Raw genomic sequence first — 21005 nt, 5'->3', positions numbered from 1 at the left:
GGGTGTTCTCCCTAATCAAAGTTCATTTTGCTGGCTTTCAGATTCAGAATCGCCAGCGCGCCGACCAGCAGGAAAATCAGCGTGGCGATGGCGGCCGCCAGCCCGAAGTCCTGTCCGCCGCCGCCCTCAAAGGCGATGCGGTAGGTGTAGCTGACCAGCAGATCGGTATAGCCGGCCGGCGTGGTGGTGCCGATCATGTCCGGACCGCCGTTGGTCAGCAGTTGGATCAGCACGAAGTTATTAAAGTTAAAGGCAAAACTGGCGATCATCAGCGGCGTCAGCGGCTTGATCAGCAGCGGGAAAGTGATGCGGAAGAAGTTCTGCAGGGGCCCGGCGCCGTCGAGGGCCGAGGCTTCATACAGATCCTCCGGGATCGCTTTGAGCAGGCCCATGCACAGGATCATCATGTAGGGGTAGCCCAGCCAGGTATTGACGATCAGGATCATGCTCTTGGCGGTCAGCGGCTCGCTGAACCATGCCGGCTTAATGCCGAACAGCGCGCTGAGCATCATATTGATTTCGCCGAAGCTTTGGTTGAACAGCCCTTTGAAGATCAGGATGGAAATAAACGACGGCACGGCGTAGGGCAGGATCAGCAGCACGCGGTAGGCGGCTTTGCCCTTCAGCGCTTCCCACTGCACCACGCAGGCCAGCACCATGCCTACCGCGACGGTCAGCACCACCGACAGCAGTGAAAACACCAGCGTCCAGATAAAGATCGAAATAAACGGCTGCTTGATGCCCTCATCCTGCGCCACCCGCAGGAAGTTCTTCCAGCCGCTGACGACGGTATAGCCAGGGCTGAGGGTTTCCTGTCCCCACTGCCCGTCGGCATTCACCGCCTGGTAGAAGCCGGTGTCGTCGTTTGGCCGGTACTGCACCTGAGTCTGGTTATTGGTCAGCGTTTTGCCGTCGTCGGCCAGCGTGTACAGCGGGCCGGTGCCGGAGAACTGGCGCAGCGAGCTCATCCGCAGCACGCCGCCGTCCGGCAGTTGGGCAGACAGCTGACCCAACGCCTGACGGTGCTGGGTAATCACGCGCAAGGTGGCGCGTTCGCCGGCGGGCGCGGCGTCGGAGACGGTCAGCGTCACCTGCTGCGGCGCATTGGCGTTATTCAGGCTGAACGGTGTGGAAAGCAGCGATTCACCGCTGTCGGGGTGCGTCAGCAGCAGCTGCCACTGCCGATCGGCCGTCGGGTAGAGGCCGAAGGTAAAGGTCTTGCCGGTTTGCAACTGACGCTGCATCAGCACCGACTGCGCACGCTCGAAGGTGAGCTGGTTGCTGCTGCTGTAGTTGGTAAAGGCGATGGCGATGGTGCAAATCAGCGGGAACAGGACGAACAGCCCCATGCCGGCCACGCCGGGGTAGACGTAGCGCCAGGCATAAGCGCGGCGGTTGGCGAAAATATACAGGCCGGCGCTGACCAGGATCAGCGTCATGATGGCGAAAAGATATTCCCCCCGTGCATACATCAACACAATCAGATAACAGGTAACCAGACTGAACAGGCCAATCGTCAGCCATTTCAGTCCGTCATGCTGCCACCACTTCGATTTTTGGCGCGTCGGCAAGCCGGCGTGGGCGAATTGCATAGGGTGTTCCCTCTGTCTACGTAACCCGCTCCCCCCTCCCGTGCGGGAAGGGGGAGGGCCGGGCTTATTTATTGATGCGGGTCTGGGCGTCTTTCAGCGCGGCGTCCACCGTCTGGCGGCCGCTGATGGTGTTGAGTACGGCGCTGCGCATCGCATACCAGAACGCGCTCATCTGCGGAATATTCGGCATGATTTCGCCGTGTTGCGAGTTCTGCATAGTGGCAGCGATCTTTTCATCCTGCGCCAGCTGCTGCTGGAAGGACTTCAGCGCTACCGCGCCCAGCGGCTTGTCTTTGTTGACATCCGCCAGCCCTTGGTCGGTCAGCAGGTAGTTTTCCAGGAACTCGGTCGCCAGTTCTTTATTCGGGCTGGCGGCGTTAATACCGGCGGTCAGTACGCCGACGAACGCTTTCGACGGCTTGCCTTTGAAGGTTGGCAGCACTGCGACGCCGTAGTTGATTTTGCTCTGGTCGATATTGCCCCAGGCCCATGGCCCGTTGATGGTCATCGCGGTCTGCCCTTTGTTAAAGGCGGCTTCGGCGATCGAATAATCGGTGTCGGCGTTGATATGCTTATTTTTCACCAGATCGACGATAAACTGCAGGCCGGCGCGTGAACCGGCGTTATCGACGCCGACGTCTTTCACGTCGTAGCTGCCGTTGGCCTGCTTAAAGGCGTAGCCGCCGTCGGCGGCGATGATTGGCCAGGTGAAGTAGGGCTCCTGCAGGTTCCACATGATGGCGCTTTTGCCTTTGGCGCGCAGCTGCTTATCCAGCGCCGGGATCTCTTCCCAGGTTTTCGGCGGCTGTTTGATCAGATCCTTGTTATAAATCAGCGACAGCGCCTCTACGGCAATCGGGTAGCCGATCAGTTTGCCGTCGTAGCGCACCGCATCCCAGGTGAACGGGAAAATCTTGTCCTGCAGCGCTTTGGACGGGTGGATCTCCGCCAGCAGGCCGGACTGCGCGTAGCCGCCGAAGCGGTCGTGCGCCCAGAAGATAATGTCCGGGCCGTCGCCGGTTGCGGCTACCTGCGGATATTTCTCTTCCAGTTTATCGGGGTGCTCGACGGTCACCTTGATGCCGGTGTCCTGCTCAAATTTTTTGCCGACCTCGGCCAGGCCGTTATAGCCTTTATCGCCGTTGATCCAGATGACCAGCTTGCCTTCTTCGATTTTGGCAAAGGCCGAGGATGAAAGCGCCAACGTCGTCAGCGCCGACAGCACCAGCGTGCGGGCGGCGGTAGTCATAGTACGAGTCATAGTCCAATCCTTCTGTGGGCACTGCGGTAAGTTGGCAAATAGTGGGCCACAACCGGCGTGCCGCTCATCCTCCTGTGCTCTACGCCCCATCGCTGAGTTATGTGATCCAGTTAACACTCCGTTCCATTCTGTGGCCTTCGGCACAAAAAATGCCGGCCATTTTTGCCAAACGGATCACAGATTTGTCTGACGTGCGTCGCCGCTCCTCCCCGCGCTGCTTTCCTCATCCTCCCGTCTCCTCCCCCATGAAAAATCCGGCTGCGGATGATTACCCGCGGCGGCGATTCGCCCACCATCGGCCCATGACTTTGATTACCCGGGAGCATCCCGCAGAGCGCGGGGTTGGACGGAGCGCGCTTCGTCCCTTTCACCCGGCACTGTAACTGCGAAAGCAGGGGAGTTACGCATGGCTAGCGTCACACTGCGCAGCGTTTATAAGGCCTTTGGCGAGGCCGTGATTTCCAGGGACGTCAACCTGACCATCGACGACGGCGAATTTGTGGTGTTTGTCGGGCCGTCGGGCTGCGGCAAATCGACGCTGCTGCGCATGATTGCCGGGCTGGAGGACATTACCTCCGGCGATCTGCTGATCGGCGAGCGGCTGATGAACGAGGTGCCGCCGTCGGAGCGCGGCATCGGCATGGTGTTTCAGTCTTACGCGCTGTATCCGCACCTGTCGGTGGCCGACAACATGTCGTTCGGCCTGAAGCTGGCCGGCGCCAGCAAAGCGCAGATTGGCCAGCGAGTAAACCAGGTATCAGAAGTGCTGCAGCTGGCGCATCTGCTGGACCGGCGGCCGAAGGCGCTGTCCGGGGGGCAGCGTCAGCGGGTGGCGATTGGCCGCACGCTGGTGGCGGAGCCGGAGGTATTCCTGCTTGATGAGCCGCTGTCCAACCTCGACGCCGCGCTGCGGGTGCAGATGCGCATTGAGATCTCCCGTCTGCACAAGCGCCTGCGGCGCACCATGATTTACGTCACCCACGATCAGGTCGAGGCGATGACGCTGGCGGACAAAATCGTGGTGCTGGATGCCGGGCGCGTGGCGCAGGTCGGCAGGCCGCTGGAGCTATATCACTACCCGGCCAACCGCTTCGTCGCCGGTTTTATCGGTTCGCCGAAGATGAATTTTCTGCCGGTGAAGGTAACGGCGGTAGAGCCGCAGCAGGTGCAGGTTGAACTGCCCAACCGGCAGTGGGTCTGGCTGCCGGTGGACGGCGAGCGGGTGGAGGCCGGCGCCAATATGTCGCTCGGCATTCGCCCGGAACACCTGCTGCCGAGCGGCGAGAGCGATGTGCAGCTCAGCGGCGAGGTACAGGTGGTGGAGCAGCTTGGCCACGAAACGCAGATTCATATCCAAATCCCGGCAATTCGTCAGAACCTGGTTTACCGCCAGAACGACGTGGTGCTGGTAGAAGAAGGCGCCACATTCGCCATCGGCTTGCCGTTACAGCGCTGCCACCTGTTCCGTGAAGACGGAACCGCCTGCCAGCGCCACTATCGCGAGCCGGGCGTTTAAAGCGCCACGCACCCCGGCCTGTCCCGCGCGTGGTCGCTGCGGGCGCGCCGTGGGGAACGGTCTGTATAACAGGAGAATAATGATGACAACTCTGCGCAAACTTCCTCTGGCGTTGGCAGTCGCCGCCGGCGTGCTGACCACGCAGGCAATGGCGGTCGATTTTAAAGGCTATGCCCGTTCCGGCATCGGCTGGAGCGGCAGCGGCGGGGAGCAGCAATGCTTCCAGGCCACCGGCGCCGGCAGTAAATACCGTCTCGGCAACGAGTGTGAAACCTACGCCGAGCTGAAGCTGGGCCAGGAAGTGTGGAAAGACGGTGATAAAAGCTTCTACTTCGACACCAATCTGGCCTACTCGGTATCGCAGCGCAGCGACTGGGAAGACACCACGCCGGGCTTTCGTGAAGTGAACGTGCAGGGTAAAAACCTGATCGAATGGCTGCCTGGCTCCACCCTGTGGGCCGGTAAGCGTTTCTATCAGCGTCACGATGTTCATATGATCGACTTCTACTACTGGGATATCTCCGGCCCGGGCGCCGGTCTGGAAAATGTCGATCTGGGCTTTGGCAAACTGTCGATGGCGGTGACCCGCAACGGCGAATCTGGCGGCTCTTACGGCTATCTGTACAACGAGTGGGACGAGCGTCCGACGGTCAACGATGTGTTTGACGTGCGGCTGGCCGGGCTGGAAACCAACCCCGGCGGTACGCTGGAGTTAGGGGTGGACTACGGCCGCGCCAACGTGCAGGACGGTTACCACCTGGCGGACGGCGCGTCGAAGGACGGCTGGATGTTTACCGCCGAGCATACCCAGAGCATCCTGAACGGCTACAACAAGTTCGTCATGCAGTACGCGTCGGACGCCATGAGCTCGCAGAACAACGGCCGCAACGAAGGCTCCTCGGTCAACAATAACGGCAATATGTTCCGCGTGCTGGATCACGGCGCCATCGACTTTAATGACAAGTGGGCACTGATGTATGTGGCGATGTATCAGGATGTCGACCGCGATAATGACAACGGCAGCACCTGGTACACCGTGGGTGTACGCCCGATGTACAAATGGACGCCGATTATGAGCACCCTGCTGGAAGCGGGCTACGACAACGTGAAATCCCAGCGCACCGGTGACCGCAACAGCCAGTACAAAATCACCCTGGCGCAGCAGTGGCAGGCAGGCGACAGCATCTGGTCGCGTCCGGCGATCCGTCTGTTCGCCACCTACGCCAAGTGGGATGAAAAATGGGGCTACGCCACCGACGATTCCGGCTCGGCCTACGCTTCCGGTACTGCCTATCGCGACAGCAGCGCGCACACCTTCAGCCGTGGCGACGATGATGAAGTCACCTTCGGCGCGCAGATGGAAATCTGGTGGTAACGACCGCACGCAGGGAAGGGGCCGGTGCCTCTTCCCCTCTCTGATTACCGGCGGCGCGGCGCTTGCCTGCCGACCGCCGGAAGGTATGGGGATATAACAATGAACAAAACTCTGTTGTCGTTTTATCTGTCCGCAGCGCTGGCCGTCAGTCTGTCGCCGGCCGCCAATGCCGCGACGCCAGCCGATGTCGCCGTTGCGCCGGCCATCAGCGCCGCCGCGCTGCAAAACCTGCCCTGGCAGCCGCTGGTGCCGCCGGTGAAACAGGACGTGACGCTGAACGACGCCAGCCCGCAGATCCGTCAGGGCGATATTCAGGGCGCGGTAGCGGCGTATACGCTGCCGGCCGACCGTGGCTCACTGGAGATCACCCTGAGCAGCATCGCCAGGGATAATGCGCTGTATGCGCCGAGCGTACTGGTGCTGGATGAGCAGCGGCGCCCGGCGGCCTACTATCCCAGCAGCTATTTTCCGTACCAGCCGCCGGGCGTGATGTCGGCAGACCGGCTGGAGGGCACCATGAAGCTGACGCCGGCGCTGGGGCAAAAGCAGATTTACCTGCTGGTGTACACCACGCGGCAGGATCTGGCTAAAACCACACGGCTGACCAATCCGGCGAAAGCCTATGCGCGCGGCGTCGGCAACGCGGTGCCGGATATTCCCGATCCCATTGCCCGCCACGCCGGCGGCGGTCTGCTGAAGCTGAAGGTCAGCGCCGAGCAGGGCAGCGGCAATATCATGATCGGCATGCTGCCTGCGGCGTCGAGCACGCCGCCGGTCACGGTCGGTGCCACGGCGCAGCCGGCCAGGGCAACGGCGTCCGCACCGGCGGAACCGATGCTGAATGACACCGAAAGTTACTTCAATAACGGCATCAGACAGGCGGTGAAGGCGGGAGATATCGACAAAGCGCTGAAGCTGATGAATGAAGCGGAAAAATTGGGTTCCACCACTGCGCGTAACACCTTTATCAGCAGTGTGAAAGGCAAGGGGTAATCCCCACGCTGCCGATGCTGGCTCGATGATTGGTGCGCTATGGCGCACCTTTTTTCGTTTGGCGGCCGTGCTTTTTCCTGCCGGCGGGATACCACGAATCATTCTGCCGCTTTTAATTTTCTGCGTTACAATGGCCGCCTGTTAACCGTTTGTAGTGTCGATGATGTACGTTGTTGACGTATGTTGCCGACCGTTGGAGTAGAACAATGCCAGGCAATAGCGAATCCATTTTGCCCCCGCTGGAATGGCTCACCGAGCAGCATTCTCCCGTGCCCGCCGCGATCAATGACTGGCTGATGGAGCTGGGATCGATGACGCAGCGCTTCGAGAAACACTGTCGCTGCGTGCGGGTTGAGCCGCAGCGCGAGGGCTTTGTCAGCCGCGAGGAGCTGGGAGAAGAGGCGGAACATCTGCCGGACAGCCCGCGTTACTGGCTGCGCGAAATCGTCCTGCTGGGTGACGACCGGCCCTGGCTGCTTGGCAGAACGGTGATCCCGCTGGAAACGCTGACCGGCCCCGATCAGGCGCTGGTTGATTTGGGCACCGTGCCGCTGGGGCGTTACCTGTTCAGCAGCGATGCGCTGACCCGCGACTATATTTTGGTCGGCAGGCAGGATCGGTTGTGGGCGCGGCGTTCCCGCCTGCGACTGGCGGGCAAACCGCTGTTGCTGACCGAACTGTTTTTACCTGACGCACCGCTGTATGAAGCGGACGGCAGCGAACTGGCCTAAGGGGGAACGAGATCTTGGAAGGAAGCATTAGCCAAAGTAAATGGCGGGCCTATTGCCACCTGATGCGCATTGATAAACCGATCGGCACGCTGCTGCTGCTTTGGCCGACGCTGTGGGCGCTGTGGCTGGCGGGCGAGGGTGTACCGTCGTTCCCCATTTTGCTGGTATTTGTACTGGGCGTATTTTTAATGCGCGCGGCGGGCTGCGTGGTAAATGATTTTGCCGATCGCGCCTTTGACGGACACGTGAAACGCACTGCCAACCGTCCGCTGCCCAGCGGCCGGGTTACGGAGAAAGAAGCGAAAATTTTGTTTGTGGTGCTGGTGCTGATCTCCTTCGCGCTGGTGCTGACGCTCAATACCATGACTATCGCCCTGTCGCTGGCCGGGTTGGCGCTGGCGTGGATCTATCCGTTTATGAAGCGGGTGACCAATCTGCCGCAGCTGGTGCTGGGCGCAGCCTTCGGCTGGGGCATCCCGATGGCCTATGCTGCGGTGAGCGAATCGCTGCCGCTGAGCTGCTGGCTGTTGCTGCTGGCGAATATCTGCTGGACGGTGGCTTACGATACGCTGTACGCGATGGTGGACCGCGACGACGATCTGAAGATCGGCGTGAAATCCACCGCGGTGCTGTTCGGCCGTTTCGACAAACTGATTGTCGGCCTGCTGCAGTTCGCTACGCTGCTGCTGCTGTTGTGGATTGGTTACCTGTCGCAGCTGGGCGGAGCGTTTTACTGGTCGCTGCTGCTGGCGGGCGCGCTGTTTATTCATCAGCAACAGCAGATCGCCGGCCGCGACCGCGACGCCTGTTTCCGCGCTTTCCTGCACAACAACTACGTCGGGCTGGTGGTGTTTATCGGCGTGGTGCTGAGCTTTATCTGACGATACTGACGCCATGCGCTGATAAAAAAAGGCACCCGATTGATGGGTGCCTTTTTCGTTATGGCCGCGTCGGTTTATTCGGCGCTTTTGGCGTCCGTTTCGGCCGGCAGCGTTTCAGGTTCCGGTGGCGTGCTGACGCTTTCAATCGTCAGTTTGATCTCCGGGGTGATCAGGTCGCTCAGCATGGTGTAAACCTCCATGGTGTGCTCACGGATCGCATCGCCGATATCGTTGATGTAGCCTTCTTCGCGCAGCGTCGCCACCAGGGTGGAGAACACCGCCTTATCGAAGAACTCCGGCGCGTTGATGCCGTGCAGCACCGACAGACGCTGAGCCATAATGCGGCTCTCTTTTTCCAGCGCGCCGCGGTTGATGCTCGGGTTGGCGCTGAGGATCGACATGGTGATGGCGTAGCGCTGCAGCGTTTCACGCACGCCGGCCGCCAGCAGCTGCAGTGGACGGATGCGCGCGGCGTTGAGCGACAGCTCGTCGCCGTTGACGCAAATCAGCGACTGACGCGCCATTTCGTCGGTCAGCGTTTGCAGCACTTCCGGCAGTTGTTCCTTATCGTAATGCAGGAACAGTTCGGCCTTCAGCATCGGATAAATCAGGCTGATCTGGCGCAGCAGTTCGGCGCGCGAGACGTGGCGGTGATGCATCACAATGCTGGCGATCAGCGACGGCAGCACCAGCAGGTGGTGAATATTATTACGGTAATAGGTCATCAACACCGCCTGCTCACGCGGCAGGATGATGATATCGCCGATATTGTCCTGCTCCACCTCGAACTTGTTCATGTTGAGCGCGTGGTCCAGCAGCTCGGCCGGCGAATGGTCCGGCACCGTCACGTCGTCGGCGTACGGCGCATTGCGCATCAGCTGCAGATAGCAGTCCAACTGCTCGATCAGCTGTTCACGGGTCAGTGAACGCTGGCGCGAGGCCAGCAGCGCGGTCGAACACAGGTTCATGGCGTTGGCGGCGGCGGCGTTGTTGATACGCACCATGATTTTCGCCGCCAGATCGTTCACCGTCGGCGTCAGCCAGCTCGGGCGCTGCGCTTCGATCGGGTCGATGGAGTCGCGCCACTGCGGCACGTTCTGGTTCAGGTAGGGGGTCAGCGGCAGCGGTTCGCCGAAGTTGACGTAGCCCTGGCCCAGATTGCGCAGTTTACGCAGGCCGCGCAGCATCTGCAGCAGGCTCTCTTTCTCTTTGGTTGCGCCGCGCAGCTCCTTGGCGTAGGTGCCCACTTCCATCACGTGCTCGTAGCCGATGTAGATCGGCACCAGGGTGATCGGCCGGGTGCCGCCGCGCAGCATCGCCTGAATGGTCATCGACAGGGTGCCGGTCTTCGGCTCCAGCAGACGGCCGGTGCGGGAACGGCCGCCTTCGACGAAGTATTCCACCGAGTAGCCGCGGGTAAACAGCTCGCCGAGGTATTCGCGGAACACCGTCGAATAGAGCTTGTTGCCTTTGAAGGTGCGGCGGATAAAGAACGCCCCCAGCCGGCGGAAAATCGGCCCGGCCGGCCAGAAGTTCAGGTTGATGCCGGCGGCGATATGCGGCGGCACCAGCCCCTGGTGATACAGCACGTAGGACAGCAGCAGATAGTCCATATGGCTGCGGTGGCAGGGCACGTAGACGATTTCGTGGCCGTCCTGCGCCAGCTGACGCACGCGCTCGGCGTTGGTGACGTTGATGCCCTGATACAGCCGGTTCCAGGTCCAGCTCAGCACGCGGTCCGACAGACGTACGGTTTCATAGGAGAAGTCGGCGGCGATCTCCTCCATCAGCGCGATGGCGTTTTGCTGCGCCTTCTCATGGGAGATCTTTTTGCTGCGCGCTTCGTCTTCCACCGCTTTTTCAATCGCCTTGGAGGCCAGCAGCTTGTTGAACAGATCCTGCCGCGCCGGCAGGCTCGGCCCTACCGCCGCCAGACGCTGACGTGAGAAGTGCATACGCGCGACGCGCGCCAGCTTCTGCGCGATAATTTTATCGGTGCCGTGTTCGGTCGCCATCTTGCGCAGTGACACGGTATTGGAGAAGCGCACGAAGCTGTCGCGGCCCAGCCATAAAATGGCGAAGAATTTCTGCACGCCGTTCAGCAGGCGCAGATGCGGGGTGCCCTGGCCTTCGCGCCCCGGAGAGCGGCCGAACATCACCGATGCCGGCAGCATCTGAATATCCAGCCCCGGGTTGTTGCGGTGCAGGTCCAGATAGTCGTGGAACAGTTTTACCGACTCTTCCTTCGGCGTGTAGTAGCGGAAGACGCGCGGGCCGTCGTGGATAAACACGTAGCTGGGCAGCACCGCGCCGTCGATCTCCAGCGGTTCGAGCGGATCGGGCAGATCCTGCGCCAGGCACTGGGCGCGCAGCGTCAGCAGATCAGCCTTGGAGTGGTAAGGTAAAACGTACAGAATCGGTCGTGAGGGATCGAGCCCCAGCTCCGTGACCGGATCCGCAGGGATAACTTTGCTTCTTACCAGCAGTTTGAGTGGTAGATTCAATAATTTATAATAAATTTTACGCCAACCTGACATAACTATGTGAAGCCTCTTGTTAGCAATGCGCCGCAAGCATACCAGAAAGCGGGTAACAGATCTGTGGTGTTAAAGAACCCCGAACCGTTAAAATTATGACTGACCTCTTGTAAAAGGCACACAGCAAAATGGCAAATCAAACAACCGGCTTGACCCGTATCATTAAAGCAGCGGGTTACTCGTATCAAGGATTAACGGCGGCCTGGCGCAATGAGGCGGCGTTTCGCCAGGAGGCGGTGGCGGTGGTTATCGCCGTGATTGTGGCGCTGTGGCTGGATATCGACGCCGTGGCGCGTATTCTGCTGATCGGCTCGGTGCTGCTGGTGCTGATCGTAGAGGTGCTCAACAGCGCTATTGAGGCGATCGTCGACCGCGTCGGCACCGACTACCATGAGCTGTCCGGCCGCGCCAAGGATATGGGATCGGCGGCGGTGTCGCTGAGTATTATCCTGGCGCTGTTCGTCTGGGTAACGCTGCTGTGGCGGCATTTCGCCTGATTTGCGAAGCGGTGCGCTAATCCCTGATTTTTATTCATTCTCCGGTTCCCAATCCGCGTTCACCTGTATATACTCACAGCAAGACTGTATAAACAAACAGGGGGCGGAATGAAAGCACTAACTACCAGGCAGCAAGAGGTCTACGATCTGATTCGCGAGCATATCTCGCAAACCGGCATGCCGCCAACGCGTGCCGAGATCGCGCTGCGTCTGGGGTTCCGCTCGCCTAATGCCGCCGAAGAGCACCTGAAGGCGCTGGCCCGCAAGGGCGTGATCGAGATCGTTTCCGGTGCCTCGCGCGGCATCCGCCTGCTGATGGAAGATGAAGACGGCCTGCCGCTGATCGGCCGTGTCGCCGCCGGCGAACCTCTGCTGGCGCAACAGCATATCGAAGGGCACTACAAGGTGGATCCGTCGCTGTTCAAGCCGAACGCGGATTTCCTGCTGCGGGTTAACGGCATGTCGATGCGTGATATCGGCATTCTGGACGGCGACCTGCTGGCGGTGCATAAAACGCAGGACGTACGCAACGGCCAGGTGGTGGTGGCGCGCATCGAAGACGAAGTGACGGTGAAGCGCTTAAAACGCAGCGGCAATCTGGTCGAGCTGCTGCCGGAAAACAGCGAATTCACGCCGATCAAGGTTGACCTGCGCGAACAGAATTTCACCATCGAAGGTCTGGCCGTCGGCGTCATCCGCAACGGTGACTGGATCTAAAGCGCATCCCCCCGCGTTTAATCGCCCCGGCCACGTCCGGGGCGATGTTATTTCTTATCTGACCCATCCTTTCTGCTACGGGAACATGTGACTATGCGCCTGCTTGCCTCCTTGACCAGCGACACGGACAAAGCCCTGTGGCGTTTGGCGCTGCCGATGATCTTCTCCAACATTACCGTGCCGCTGCTGGGGCTGGTGGATACCGCGGTGATCGGCCACCTCGACAGCCCGGTCTATCTGGGCGGCGTGGCGGTGGGGGCGATGGTCACCAGCTTCCTGTTTATGCTGCTGCTGTTTTTGCGCATGAGCACCACTGGACTGACGGCGCAGGCGCTGGGGGCGCAAAACCCGCAGGCGCTGGCGCGCGCTTTTATGCAGCCGCTGCTGCTGGCGCTGCTGGCCGGGCTGGCGATTGTGCTGCTGCGCCACCCGCTGATCGATCTCGCACTGCAGATCGTCGGCGGTGACGGCGAGGTGCTGACGCAGGCGCGCGCGTTCCTGGAGATCCGCTGGCTCAGTGCGCCGGCGGCGCTGGCGAACATGGTGCTGCTGGGCTGGCTGCTGGGCGTCCAGTACGTGCGCGCGCCGGTGATCCTGCTGATTGTCGGCAACCTGCTGAATATCGTGCTGGACCTGTGGCTGGTGATGGGGCTGGGCTGGAACGTGCAGGGTGCGGCCACGGCCACCGCGGTATCTGAATACGCCACCCTGCTGCTCGGGCTGTGGCTCAGCTGGCGCGTGATGCGCATGCGCGGCATTTCGCCGTCGATGCTGCGGCACGCCTGGCGCGGCAACGTGCGCCGTTTGCTGGCGCTCAACCGCGATATCATGCTGCGTTCCCTGCTGCTGCAGCTGTGCTTCGCTTCGCTGACCATTTTTGCCGCCCGCCTGGGCAGCGAGGTGGTGGCGGTCAACGCGGTGCTGATGAACCTGCTGACCTTTACCGCCTACGCGCTGGACGGCTTCGCCTATGCGGTTGAGGCGCACTCCGGGCACGCCTACGGCGCGCGTGACGACAGCCAGCTGCGTCTGGTCTGGTGCGCCGCCTGTCGTCAGTCCTGCCTGGTGGCGCTGGGCTTTGCGCTGGTGTACGCCTGCGCGGGGCAGCAGATCGTCAATATGCTGACGTCGCTGCCGGAGCTGCGCGCACTGGCGGCCCACTATCTGCCGTGGCAGATGGTGCTGCCGCTGATTGGGGTATGGTGTTATCTGTTGGACGGCATGTTTATCGGCGCGACGCGCGGCGCAGAGATGCGCAACAGCATGGCGGTGGCGGCGGCGGGCTATGGCCTGACGCTGCTGAGTTTGCCGCTGTTGGGCAACCACGGGCTGTGGCTGGCACTGTGCGTCTTTCTGGGGCTGCGCGGCGCGGCGCTCGGTTGGATTTGGCACCGGCACCGCGTCAACGGCACCTGGTTTGCGCAGGGGAAGGCGGCTTAGCGTTACGCGCAGTAAGCCGCTTGGCGGGTTACTTCTTCTTCACCACGATGCTGTGGTCGTGATCGCAGTCATGCTGGCTGTCGCAGGCTTCCACCTCAACGCAGCCGGCGCACAGGCCGTGAGCTTCCACCACGCTGTGACGCAGCACAAAGCCGGATTCCTGCGCCAGCTTTTGCAGCGTCTCTTCCACGCCCTCCGTCGGGCGCTCGGTGACCTGGCCGCAGCGGTCGCAGATAAACAGCGCCGAGGTATGCATCGGTTCTTCGAAGTGGTGGCACAGCACGTAGCTGTTGGCCGACTCGACGCGGTGGATAAATCCCTGTTCCAGCAGAAAATCCAGCGCGCGGTATACCGTCGGCGGCTTGGCCTGCGGTTCCACGACGCGCAGCAGGTCGAGCAGATCGTAGGCGCTGATCGCACCGGGCTGCTGCGCCATCAGGCGTAACACTTCCAGCCGTTGTGGCGTCAGGCGCACATTGCGTTGCTGGCAGAGTCGTTCTGCCTGCGCGAGCAGCTTTTCCTGGTTGGTTGGGGTCATGGCGAATATCCCGGTACGTTAAAAATGCGATTTTACCATGCCTGCGGCAAATCACCGATAGCCGGTGGTTTTTCTTGTCGCTTCGACCACAAAAATAACCAATTTTCAGCAGGATAATGCCGCGCGCCGCGCCGGTTTCGCCTCGGCGGCGGTTTACGTTATAATCAGCGATTACTTTTTTGTCCGCCTGATGCTGAATAGATACCGTAATGACCGATTCGTTAACACCAGAACACTCTCCGCTTGCCGACTCAAACGGCACTGAACGGCCGTTTAGCGCGAGCCGCTTTTCCATCGCGCCTATGCTCGATTGGACCGACCGTCATTGCCGTTATTTCCACCGCCTGCTGAGCAAAGAGACGCTGTTGTATACCGAAATGGTGACCACCGGCGCGATCATTCACGGCAAAGGGGATTATCTGGCGTACAGCGACGAGGAACACCCGCTGGCGCTGCAATTGGGCGGCAGCGATCCGGCGGCGCTGGCGCACTGCGCCAGACTGGCGGAACAGCGCGGCTATGATGAGATCAACCTGAACGTCGGCTGCCCGTCCGACCGGGTGCAGAACGGTATGTTCGGCGCCTGCCTGATGGGGCAGGCCGCGCTGGTGGCGGACTGCGTTAAAGCGATGCGCGACGTGGTGTCGATTCCGGTAACGGTGAAAACCCGTATCGGCATTGACGATCAGGATAGCTACGCCTTCCTGTGCGATTTTATCGACACCGTCTCCGGCCGCGGCGAGTGCGAGACGTTTATCATCCATGCGCGTAAAGCCTGGTTGTCGGGCCTGAGCCCGAAAGAGAACCGCGAAGTGCCGCCGCTGGACTATCCGCGCGTTTATCAGCTCAAGCGCGACTTCCCGGCGCTGACCATCGCCATTAACGGCGGCGTCAAGTCGCTGGCCGAGGCGCAGCAGCACCTGCAGCACGTCGATGGCGTGATGATGGGGCGCGAAGCCTACCAGAACCCGGGCATTCTGGCGCAGGTGGATCGCGAACTGTTTGGCTCGCAGGCGGCGGTGCGCGACAGCGTAGAGGTGGTGGAGGCGCTGTATCCGTACATCGAGCGCGAACTGGCGAACGGCACCTATCTGGGCCATATCACCCGCCATATTCTGGGCCTGTTCCAAGGGATTCCGGGGGCGCGCCAGTGGCGGCGCCACCTGAGTGAGAATGCCCATAAGGCGGGGGCCGACGTGCGCGTGGTGGAGCAGGCGCTCAGTCTGGTGCGTCAGCCGCGCAGTGAGGTGGCGTAATTCGCCGCTTATTACGCTAACTGTTGGTTATTTTCACCAGCTGCGTCGCGTCCTGCGGCGCAGCTTTCATTGCATTTCAACGGGTTGCCGATAGCATCAGGGTTGGCACGCTTCTTGTAATAACGTTGGCAGATGCCAGTTTTGCCAAGGAGCTTCCTTATCATGCTAGAAATTTTCTTTTTTATCGGCTTCGTGCTGATGCTGCTGGTCACCGGCGTTTCGCTGCTGGGTGTGTTGGCCGCGCTGCTGGTGGCCTCGGCCTTTATGCTGCTGGGCGGCCTGTTTGCGATGGTGATTAAGCTGTTGCCGTGGCTGATTCTGGCGGTGGTTGGCGTGTGGATTTATCGCTCGTTGCAAAAGCCGCAGATACGGCGCTATTGATTTTTGCTGATTTATCAGTCAGTCATGATGAAAACAACGTAATAAGTCAGAGAGGGAATGCGGCAGAGATCACACCTTAAGGGATAAAACGCCGTTGCGATGCGTTTAACGTTCTTTTTGCGTTTAGCGGCTGTTAGGATGTGCGCCATAGCAGTGAAGTGATGCTGACAATTTCATCACCGTGCGAGGCAGCCCTAATAATAATCGTGTTGCAACAGCAACCTCTGTCTCATGCGGACTCTGCTCTACCCTACAAAACGCAGTATCAGAAAGGGCTCCTGAGGGAGCCCTTTTCTGTTATCAGCCTGGAATCAGCAGGCTGGAGCCGCTGGTCTGACGGCTTTCCAGCAGCTGGTGCGCGCGCTGCGCGTCGCCCAAAGCGAATTCTTGCTCGTCGTTCACTTCAACCTTGATGGCGCCGCTGCCAATCAGCGCAAACAGCTCATTGCTGGCATATTCCAGTTCCGCACGGTTGGTGATGTAACCGTTAAGGGAAGGGCGGGTGACGTACAGCGAACCTTTCTGATTCAGCAGCGCCAGATCGACGCCGGTTACCGGCCCGGAGGCGTTGCCGAAGCTGACCATCAGGCCACGGCGCTTCAGGCTGTTGAGCGAAGCCTGCCAGGTGCTTTTGCCGACCGAATCATACACTACGCCGACTTTTTCGCCGTTGGTTAGTGCCGCCACGCGTTCGGCAATATCTTCCTGCTGATAGTTGATGGTAGCCCAGGCGCCGGCCTGCTGCGCCAGCGCCGCTTTTTCCGCCGAACCGACGCTGCCGATCAGCCTGGCGCCCAGCGCCTTCGCCCACTGACAGGCGATCAGCCCGACGCCGCCGGCGGCCGCGTGGAACAGGAAAGTTTCCCCCGGTTGCAGGTTATAGGTCTGCCGCAGCAGATAGTGCACGGTCAGGCCCTTGAGGAAGGAGGCCGCGCCCTGTTCAAAACTGATGTTGTCGGGCAGCAGCGCCACTTTTTCTTCCGGCACGTTGTGTACGTCGCTGTAGGCCCCCAGCGCCGCCTGCGCATACACCACACGGTCACCCGGCTTCAGCGCGCTGACGCCGGCGCCCACTTTGGTCACCACGCCGGCCGCTTCGGTGCCCAGACCGCTCGGCAGCGATGGCGGCGCGTATAAACCGCTGCGCACATAGGTATCGATGTAGTTGATACCTATGGCCCGGTTTTCAATCTGTACCTCGCCGGCGACCGGATCGAGCGGTGTAAAATCAACGTATTGCAAGACTTCCGGTCCGCCGGTGGCGGAAAACTGAATGCGCTTGGCCATGGCTCCTCCTCAGTGTGCGCTGTCGCCGTTAGATCCTAATGTTAGGACATAGCGATGGGTCATTAATGTATACCCGTCATACTGCAAGTTACAGCGGTGTCGGCTGCGCTCAGTCCCCGAATCACCGATCTGAGTCAGCGCATCGGGATTGCTTCCCTTGCCGCTTGCCTGTAACTGGAATTATTTAGGGTATATACTGCCGCGTTGTCACTTCATAACAGGTAATGCGTCCCCACTATGGCAGGAAAGAAACCCACCAACAAATCTAACGAGGCTCAGGCACCGCGCGATCGCCAAATGGAAGGGCTGAAGATGCCGCCGCATTCGCTGGAGGCGGAACAGTCCGTGTTGGGCGGTTTAATGCTGGATAACGAACGCTGGGACAACGTGGCGGAACGCGTGGTCGCCAACGACTTCTTCAGCCGTCCGCACCGCCTGATCTTTACCGAGATGCAGCGCCTGCTTGAAATGAGCAAGCCGATTGACCTTATCACCCTGTCCGAATCGCTGGAACAGCGGGGCGATCTGGATTCCGTCGGCGGCTTCGCCTATCTGGCCGAGCTGGCGAAAAACACCCCGAGCGCCGCCAACATCGGCGCCTATGCCGATATCGTGCGCGAGCGCGCGGTGGTGCGCGAGATGATCGCGGTGGCCAATGAGATCGCCGACGCCGGCTACGATCCGCAGGGGCGCACCAGCGAAGATCTACTCGATCTGGCTGAATCGCGGGTATTCCAGATTGCGGAAAACCGCGCCAGTAAGGACGAAGGGCCGAAAAGCGTCGATCAGATCCTGGAAGCCACCGTTTCCCGTATCGAATCGCTGTACCAGACGCCGCATGACGGCGTCACCGGGGTGGATACCGGCTATCAGGATCTGAATAAGAAAACCGCCGGCCTGCAGCGTTCGGATCTGATCATCGTGGCGGCGCGTCCGTCGATGGGTAAAACCACCTTTGCGATGAACCTGTGCGAAAACGCCGCAATGCTGCAGGACAAGCCGGTGCTGATCTTCAGCCTGGAGATGCCCGGCGAGCAGATCATGATGCGTATGCTGGCCTCGCTGTCGCGCGTCGATCAGACCCGTATCCGTACCGGCCAGTTGGACGATGAGGACTGGGCGCGCATTTCCAGCACCATGGGCATCCTGCTGGAGAAGCGCAATATGTATATCGACGACTCCTCCGGCCTGACGCCGACCGAGGTGCGCTCGCGCGCCCGCCGTATTTTCCGTGAAAACGACGGCCTGAGCCTGATCATGATCGACTACCTGCAGCTGATGCGCGTACCGTCGCTGTCGGACAACCGAACGCTGGAAATCGCCGAAATCTCGCGCTCGCTGAAGGCGCTGGCGAAGGAGCTGCAGGTGCCGGTGGTGGCGCTGTCGCAGCTGAACCGCTCCCTGGAGCAGCGTGCCGACAAACGCCCGGTCAACTCCGACCTGCGTGAATCCGGCTCCATCGAGCAGGATGCCGACCTTATCATGTTCATCTACCGTGATGAGGTGTATCACGAGAACAGCGATCTGAAAGGGATCGCCGAAATCATTATTGGTAAGCAGCGTAACGGCCCGATTGGCACCGTACGTCTGACCTTTAACGGCCAGTGGTCGCGCTTTGACAACTATGCCGGCCCGCAATATGACGATGAATAATTAATCCTCAGCTAAGGAACGGAAATGAAAGCGGCAACCGCTGTAATCGACCGCCGCGCTCTGCGACACAACCTGCAACAGGTACGCCGTCAGGCGCCGAACAGCCGCCTGATCGCGGTTGTGAAAGCAAACGCTTATGGACATGGCCTGCTGGAAACGGCCCACACCCTGCAAGACGCCGACAGCTACGGCGTCGCGCGCATCGGCGAAGCGCTGATGTTGCGCTCCGGCGGCATCGTCAAACCGATCCTGCTGCTGGAAGGTTTCTTCTGCGCGGACGATTTGCCCGTTCTGGCGGCAAATCATATCGAAACCGCGGTACACAGCATCGAACAGCTTGAGGCGCTGGAGCAGGCAACCCTGCCGCACCCGGTGACGGTATGGATGAAGCTGGATACCGGCATGCACCGGCTGGGTGTGCGCCCGGAGCAGGCGGAAGCGTTTTATCAGCGCCTGTGCGCCTGCCGTAACGTGGCGCAGCCGGTGAATATCATGAGCCATTTCAGCCGGGCGGATGAGCCGGAATCTGACGCGACGCTGCGGCAAATCGCCTGTTTTGAACAGTTTGCCCGCGGCAAGCCGGGGCAGCGCTCCATCGCCGCCTCCGGCGGCACGCTGCTGTGGCCGGATGCACATAACGAATGGGTGCGGCCGGGAATTATTTTGTACGGCGTCTCGCCGCTGGAAAGCGGCGACGGCAGCGCCTTCGACCTGCAGCCGGCAATGACGCTGAAATCCAGCCTGATCGCAGTGCGCGAGCATCGGGCCGGCGAGCCGGTCGGCTACGGCGGCAGTTGGGTCAGCGAGCGTGATACCCGCCTGGGCGTGGTGGCGATAGGGTACGGCGACGGCTACCCGCGCAGCGCGCCGAGCGGCACGCCGATCTGGCTGAACGGCCGCGAAGTGCCGATCGTCGGCCGGGTGTCGATGGATATGATCTCCGTCGATCTGGGGCCGAACGCCGGGGATAAAGTGGGTGATGAGGCGATACTGTGGGGCGCCGCACTGCCGGTGGAGCGCGTCGCCGCCGCGACCGGCATCAGCGCCTATGAGCTGATCACTAAACTGACCCAGCGCGTGGCGATGGAGTATATCGGCGACTGAGCCTGCCTATGCTGTCCCGCTCAGGGGAACTGAGCGGGATGGGGTCATACCATCAGCTCCACCGGGATCTCTGTCAGCGCCGTGCCGCTGATGCCGCTTTCCACCTGACGGAACACTTCCGTCATCATCGCGCCGACGTCCTGTTTCACCATCATGATATCGTCCCCCAGCATGGCGACGAACGGATCCCAGTCAAAACAGCCCATTGCCCGCCGCGGCTCGCCGCGCAGCATGCCCTGGCCGCTGAGAAAGCGAACCACGCCTTCCAGCGAAATGGTGGAGTTAACGAAAAACCCGCTCTGGGCGTCGCGGTGGCCGTGAAAATAGTTCTCCAGCGCCGCTTCCGCTTTTTCCGCCCGATAGCCGCACAGCAAAATATGCGTCTCGGGCACCGTCAGGCCGGCTTCCTGATGCGCGGCCAGAAAGCCTCGCAGGCGTTCCCGGGTATTGTGATCGCCGCCGCGGCCGCCGATAAACAGCAGCGGGGCATTTGCCGGACTGTGTTGCAGCAGCCGGCGGGTCAGCGCGCGGGCACCGTCGAAGTTGGCGGAAATCACCGACGGCGCGCGGCTGCCGGGCAGATCCAGATTCAGCGTGGGCACGCCGGCATTGGCGCAGATCTCGGCGATTCTGTCCGGATCGGTGGCGCCGGTGACGATCATGCAGTCAACCTGCCAGGAGAGCATGGTTTTGGCGGCTTCCGCCTCCAGCGCCGGATCGCGCCGGGTGCAGGTAATCACCGGGAACAGGCCGCGTTCGCGCGCCATCTCCTCGAATTTCTCGACAATCGAGCCGAAATAGCGGTTATCGTACTTCGGTACGATCATGCCGATGGTTTTGGAGCGCGCGCTGCGCAGCAGGCTGGCCTGTCGGTTGACCGCATAGCCTTGCTCCTCGGCAATCCGCGTCACCTTTTCCGCCAGGTTGGCGCTGATACGGCGTTTTTTCCAGCTGCCGTTCAGGATCGCGCTGACCGCGCTGGCGGATACGCCGCTGAGCGCAGCCAGATCGTAGATGGTGGTTTTCTTGTTTTTGCCGATCTCGCTCACAGATCCCAATCCTCTAATCACATTTCTTTTGCTGATTGCCGCCGATGATGATAATTAAGCTTCATCGATTGAGCAATGTGTTGCGCATCGTGCGCCAGATAGTCCGCCACGGTGGTATTGCGGCGGCACATCAGGGTAAATCGTTACCGGCTCAACAGTAAACATCAATATTTTCACTGTGTTAAATACGTCCTGCG

General features: G+C 60.7%; 18 protein-coding genes. 12 read left to right on the top strand and 6 right to left on the bottom strand.

The window, feature by feature from the left end; genetic code table 11:
- Positions 1-11: 11 nt before the first annotated feature.
- Both malF and malE read right to left on the bottom strand, forming a co-directional pair.
- Positions 12-1592 (bottom strand): maltose ABC transporter permease MalF, encoded by a 1581-nt coding sequence (gene malF / locus CLM71_RS21695; protein ID WP_105232845.1) that lies wholly within the window; start codon positions 1590-1592, stop codon positions 12-14.
- A 64-nt stretch (positions 1593-1656) separates the two neighbouring features.
- On the bottom strand, positions 1657-2853 hold the full coding sequence (gene malE / locus CLM71_RS21690; RefSeq protein WP_105232844.1) for a maltose/maltodextrin ABC transporter substrate-binding protein MalE: 1197 nt from the start codon (positions 2851-2853) through the stop codon (positions 1657-1659).
- A gap of 406 nt (positions 2854-3259) precedes the next feature.
- Here malE and malK point away from each other — a divergent pair, with 406 nt between their 5' ends.
- The 5 genes from malK (at position 3260) to ubiA (ending at position 8349) form a co-directional block, all read left to right on the top strand.
- Complete coding sequence (gene malK, locus CLM71_RS21685) at positions 3260-4369, top strand: maltose/maltodextrin ABC transporter ATP-binding protein MalK (protein WP_105232843.1); 1110 nt, start codon at positions 3260-3262, stop codon at positions 4367-4369.
- An 82-nt stretch (positions 4370-4451) separates the two neighbouring features.
- Entirely contained in the window at positions 4452-5744 is a 1293-nt protein-coding gene (locus CLM71_RS21680) for a maltoporin (protein ID WP_105232842.1), read from the top strand.
- 99 nt (positions 5745-5843) lie between these two features.
- Positions 5844-6737 carry a maltose operon protein MalM gene (malM, locus tag CLM71_RS21675; RefSeq protein ID WP_105232841.1) on the top strand — a complete coding sequence of 298 codons (894 nt, stop codon included), beginning with the start codon at positions 5844-5846 and terminating at the stop codon, positions 6735-6737.
- Between the two features lie 206 nt (positions 6738-6943).
- Positions 6944-7468 carry a chorismate lyase gene (ubiC, locus tag CLM71_RS21670; RefSeq protein WP_105232840.1) on the top strand — a complete coding sequence of 175 codons (525 nt, stop codon included), beginning with the start codon at positions 6944-6946 and terminating at the stop codon, positions 7466-7468.
- Positions 7469-7482: 14 nt separating this feature from the next.
- Complete coding sequence (ubiA, locus tag CLM71_RS21665; protein ID WP_105232839.1) at positions 7483-8349, top strand: 4-hydroxybenzoate octaprenyltransferase; 867 nt, start codon at positions 7483-7485, stop codon at positions 8347-8349.
- A gap of 74 nt (positions 8350-8423) precedes the next feature.
- Here the strand turns inward: ubiA and plsB are convergent, their stop codons facing one another.
- On the bottom strand, positions 8424-10886 hold the full coding sequence (gene plsB / locus CLM71_RS21660) for a glycerol-3-phosphate 1-O-acyltransferase PlsB (protein ID WP_105232838.1): 2463 nt from the start codon (positions 10884-10886) through the stop codon (positions 8424-8426).
- Positions 10887-11014: 128 nt separating this feature from the next.
- Here plsB and CLM71_RS21655 point away from each other — a divergent pair, with 128 nt between their 5' ends.
- The 3 genes from CLM71_RS21655 (at position 11015) to dinF (ending at position 13540) form a co-directional block, all read left to right on the top strand.
- Complete coding sequence (locus tag CLM71_RS21655) at positions 11015-11383, top strand: diacylglycerol kinase (RefSeq protein ID WP_105232837.1); 369 nt, start codon at positions 11015-11017, stop codon at positions 11381-11383.
- Between the two features lie 108 nt (positions 11384-11491).
- The gene (lexA, locus tag CLM71_RS21650; protein WP_105232836.1) at positions 11492-12100 is read left to right on the top strand and encodes a transcriptional repressor LexA; all 609 of its coding nucleotides are present in this window, start codon (positions 11492-11494) and stop codon (positions 12098-12100) included.
- Between the two features lie 93 nt (positions 12101-12193).
- On the top strand, positions 12194-13540 hold the full coding sequence (gene dinF, locus CLM71_RS21645) for an MATE family efflux transporter DinF (RefSeq protein WP_105232835.1): 1347 nt from the start codon (positions 12194-12196) through the stop codon (positions 13538-13540).
- A 28-nt stretch (positions 13541-13568) separates the two neighbouring features.
- Here the strand turns inward: dinF and zur are convergent, their stop codons facing one another.
- Positions 13569-14078, bottom strand: a complete 510-nt coding sequence (zur, locus tag CLM71_RS21640) for a zinc uptake transcriptional repressor Zur (protein ID WP_105232834.1) — start codon at positions 14076-14078, stop codon at positions 13569-13571.
- A gap of 302 nt (positions 14079-14380) precedes the next feature.
- Here zur and dusA point away from each other — a divergent pair, with 302 nt between their 5' ends.
- Together dusA and pspG are read left to right on the top strand one after the other, a co-directional pair.
- A complete protein-coding gene (dusA, locus tag CLM71_RS21635; protein WP_232251698.1) occupies positions 14381-15334 on the top strand; it encodes a tRNA dihydrouridine(20/20a) synthase DusA in 954 nt (317 codons plus the stop codon).
- 162 nt (positions 15335-15496) lie between these two features.
- Positions 15497-15715, top strand: coding sequence for an envelope stress response protein PspG (gene pspG, locus CLM71_RS21630; protein ID WP_105232832.1), 219 nt, complete (start codon positions 15497-15499; stop codon positions 15713-15715).
- A 300-nt stretch (positions 15716-16015) separates the two neighbouring features.
- Here pspG and CLM71_RS21625 read toward each other — a convergent pair whose 3' ends face one another.
- A complete protein-coding gene (locus CLM71_RS21625; RefSeq protein WP_105232831.1) occupies positions 16016-17002 on the bottom strand; it encodes a quinone oxidoreductase in 987 nt (328 codons plus the stop codon).
- A 237-nt stretch (positions 17003-17239) separates the two neighbouring features.
- On the opposite strand from CLM71_RS21625, the gene dnaB reads away from it, so the two are divergent.
- Together dnaB and alr are read left to right on the top strand one after the other, a co-directional pair.
- A complete protein-coding gene (gene dnaB / locus CLM71_RS21620; protein WP_105232830.1) occupies positions 17240-18655 on the top strand; it encodes a replicative DNA helicase in 1416 nt (471 codons plus the stop codon).
- Between the two features lie 24 nt (positions 18656-18679).
- Complete coding sequence (alr, locus tag CLM71_RS21615) at positions 18680-19759, top strand: alanine racemase (RefSeq protein ID WP_105232829.1); 1080 nt, start codon at positions 18680-18682, stop codon at positions 19757-19759.
- Between the two features lie 44 nt (positions 19760-19803).
- Here alr and CLM71_RS21610 read toward each other — a convergent pair whose 3' ends face one another.
- Entirely contained in the window at positions 19804-20808 is a 1005-nt protein-coding gene (locus CLM71_RS21610) for a substrate-binding domain-containing protein (RefSeq protein ID WP_105232828.1), read from the bottom strand.
- Positions 20809-21005 lie beyond the last annotated feature (197 nt).

The sequence above is a fragment of the Serratia sp. MYb239 genome, from assembly GCF_002966855.1.
GTDB lineage: Bacteria > Pseudomonadota > Gammaproteobacteria > Enterobacterales > Enterobacteriaceae > Serratia_B > Serratia_B rhizosphaerae.
Note: the sequence above shows the minus strand (reverse complement) of the source record. Positions and strands in the feature narration are given on the sequence as shown.

What these genes read in the sequence shown, in the direction of transcription:
- malF (WP_105232845.1), bottom strand. Translation starts at nt 1,592, where the DNA reads ATGCAATTCGCCCACGCCGGCTTGCCGACGCGCCAAAAATCGAAGTGG.
- malE (WP_105232844.1), bottom strand. Translation starts at nt 2,853, where the DNA reads ATGACTCGTACTATGACTACCGCCGCCCGCACGCTGGTGCTGTCGGCG.
- malK (WP_105232843.1), top strand. Translation starts at nt 3,260, where the DNA reads ATGGCTAGCGTCACACTGCGCAGCGTTTATAAGGCCTTTGGCGAGGCC.
- CLM71_RS21680 (WP_105232842.1), top strand. Translation starts at nt 4,452, where the DNA reads ATGACAACTCTGCGCAAACTTCCTCTGGCGTTGGCAGTCGCCGCCGGC.
- malM (WP_105232841.1), top strand. Translation starts at nt 5,844, where the DNA reads ATGAACAAAACTCTGTTGTCGTTTTATCTGTCCGCAGCGCTGGCCGTC.
- ubiC (WP_105232840.1), top strand. Translation starts at nt 6,944, where the DNA reads ATGCCAGGCAATAGCGAATCCATTTTGCCCCCGCTGGAATGGCTCACC.
- plsB (WP_105232838.1), bottom strand. Translation starts at nt 10,886, where the DNA reads ATGTCAGGTTGGCGTAAAATTTATTATAAATTATTGAATCTACCACTC.
- CLM71_RS21655 (WP_105232837.1), top strand. Translation starts at nt 11,015, where the DNA reads ATGGCAAATCAAACAACCGGCTTGACCCGTATCATTAAAGCAGCGGGT.
- lexA (WP_105232836.1), top strand. Translation starts at nt 11,492, where the DNA reads ATGAAAGCACTAACTACCAGGCAGCAAGAGGTCTACGATCTGATTCGC.
- dinF (WP_105232835.1), top strand. Translation starts at nt 12,194, where the DNA reads ATGCGCCTGCTTGCCTCCTTGACCAGCGACACGGACAAAGCCCTGTGG.
- zur (WP_105232834.1), bottom strand. Translation starts at nt 14,078, where the DNA reads ATGACCCCAACCAACCAGGAAAAGCTGCTCGCGCAGGCAGAACGACTC.
- dusA (WP_232251698.1), top strand. Translation starts at nt 14,381, where the DNA reads ATGCTCGATTGGACCGACCGTCATTGCCGTTATTTCCACCGCCTGCTG.
- pspG (WP_105232832.1), top strand. Translation starts at nt 15,497, where the DNA reads ATGCTAGAAATTTTCTTTTTTATCGGCTTCGTGCTGATGCTGCTGGTC.
- CLM71_RS21625 (WP_105232831.1), bottom strand. Translation starts at nt 17,002, where the DNA reads ATGGCCAAGCGCATTCAGTTTTCCGCCACCGGCGGACCGGAAGTCTTG.
- dnaB (WP_105232830.1), top strand. Translation starts at nt 17,240, where the DNA reads ATGGCAGGAAAGAAACCCACCAACAAATCTAACGAGGCTCAGGCACCG.
- alr (WP_105232829.1), top strand. Translation starts at nt 18,680, where the DNA reads ATGAAAGCGGCAACCGCTGTAATCGACCGCCGCGCTCTGCGACACAAC.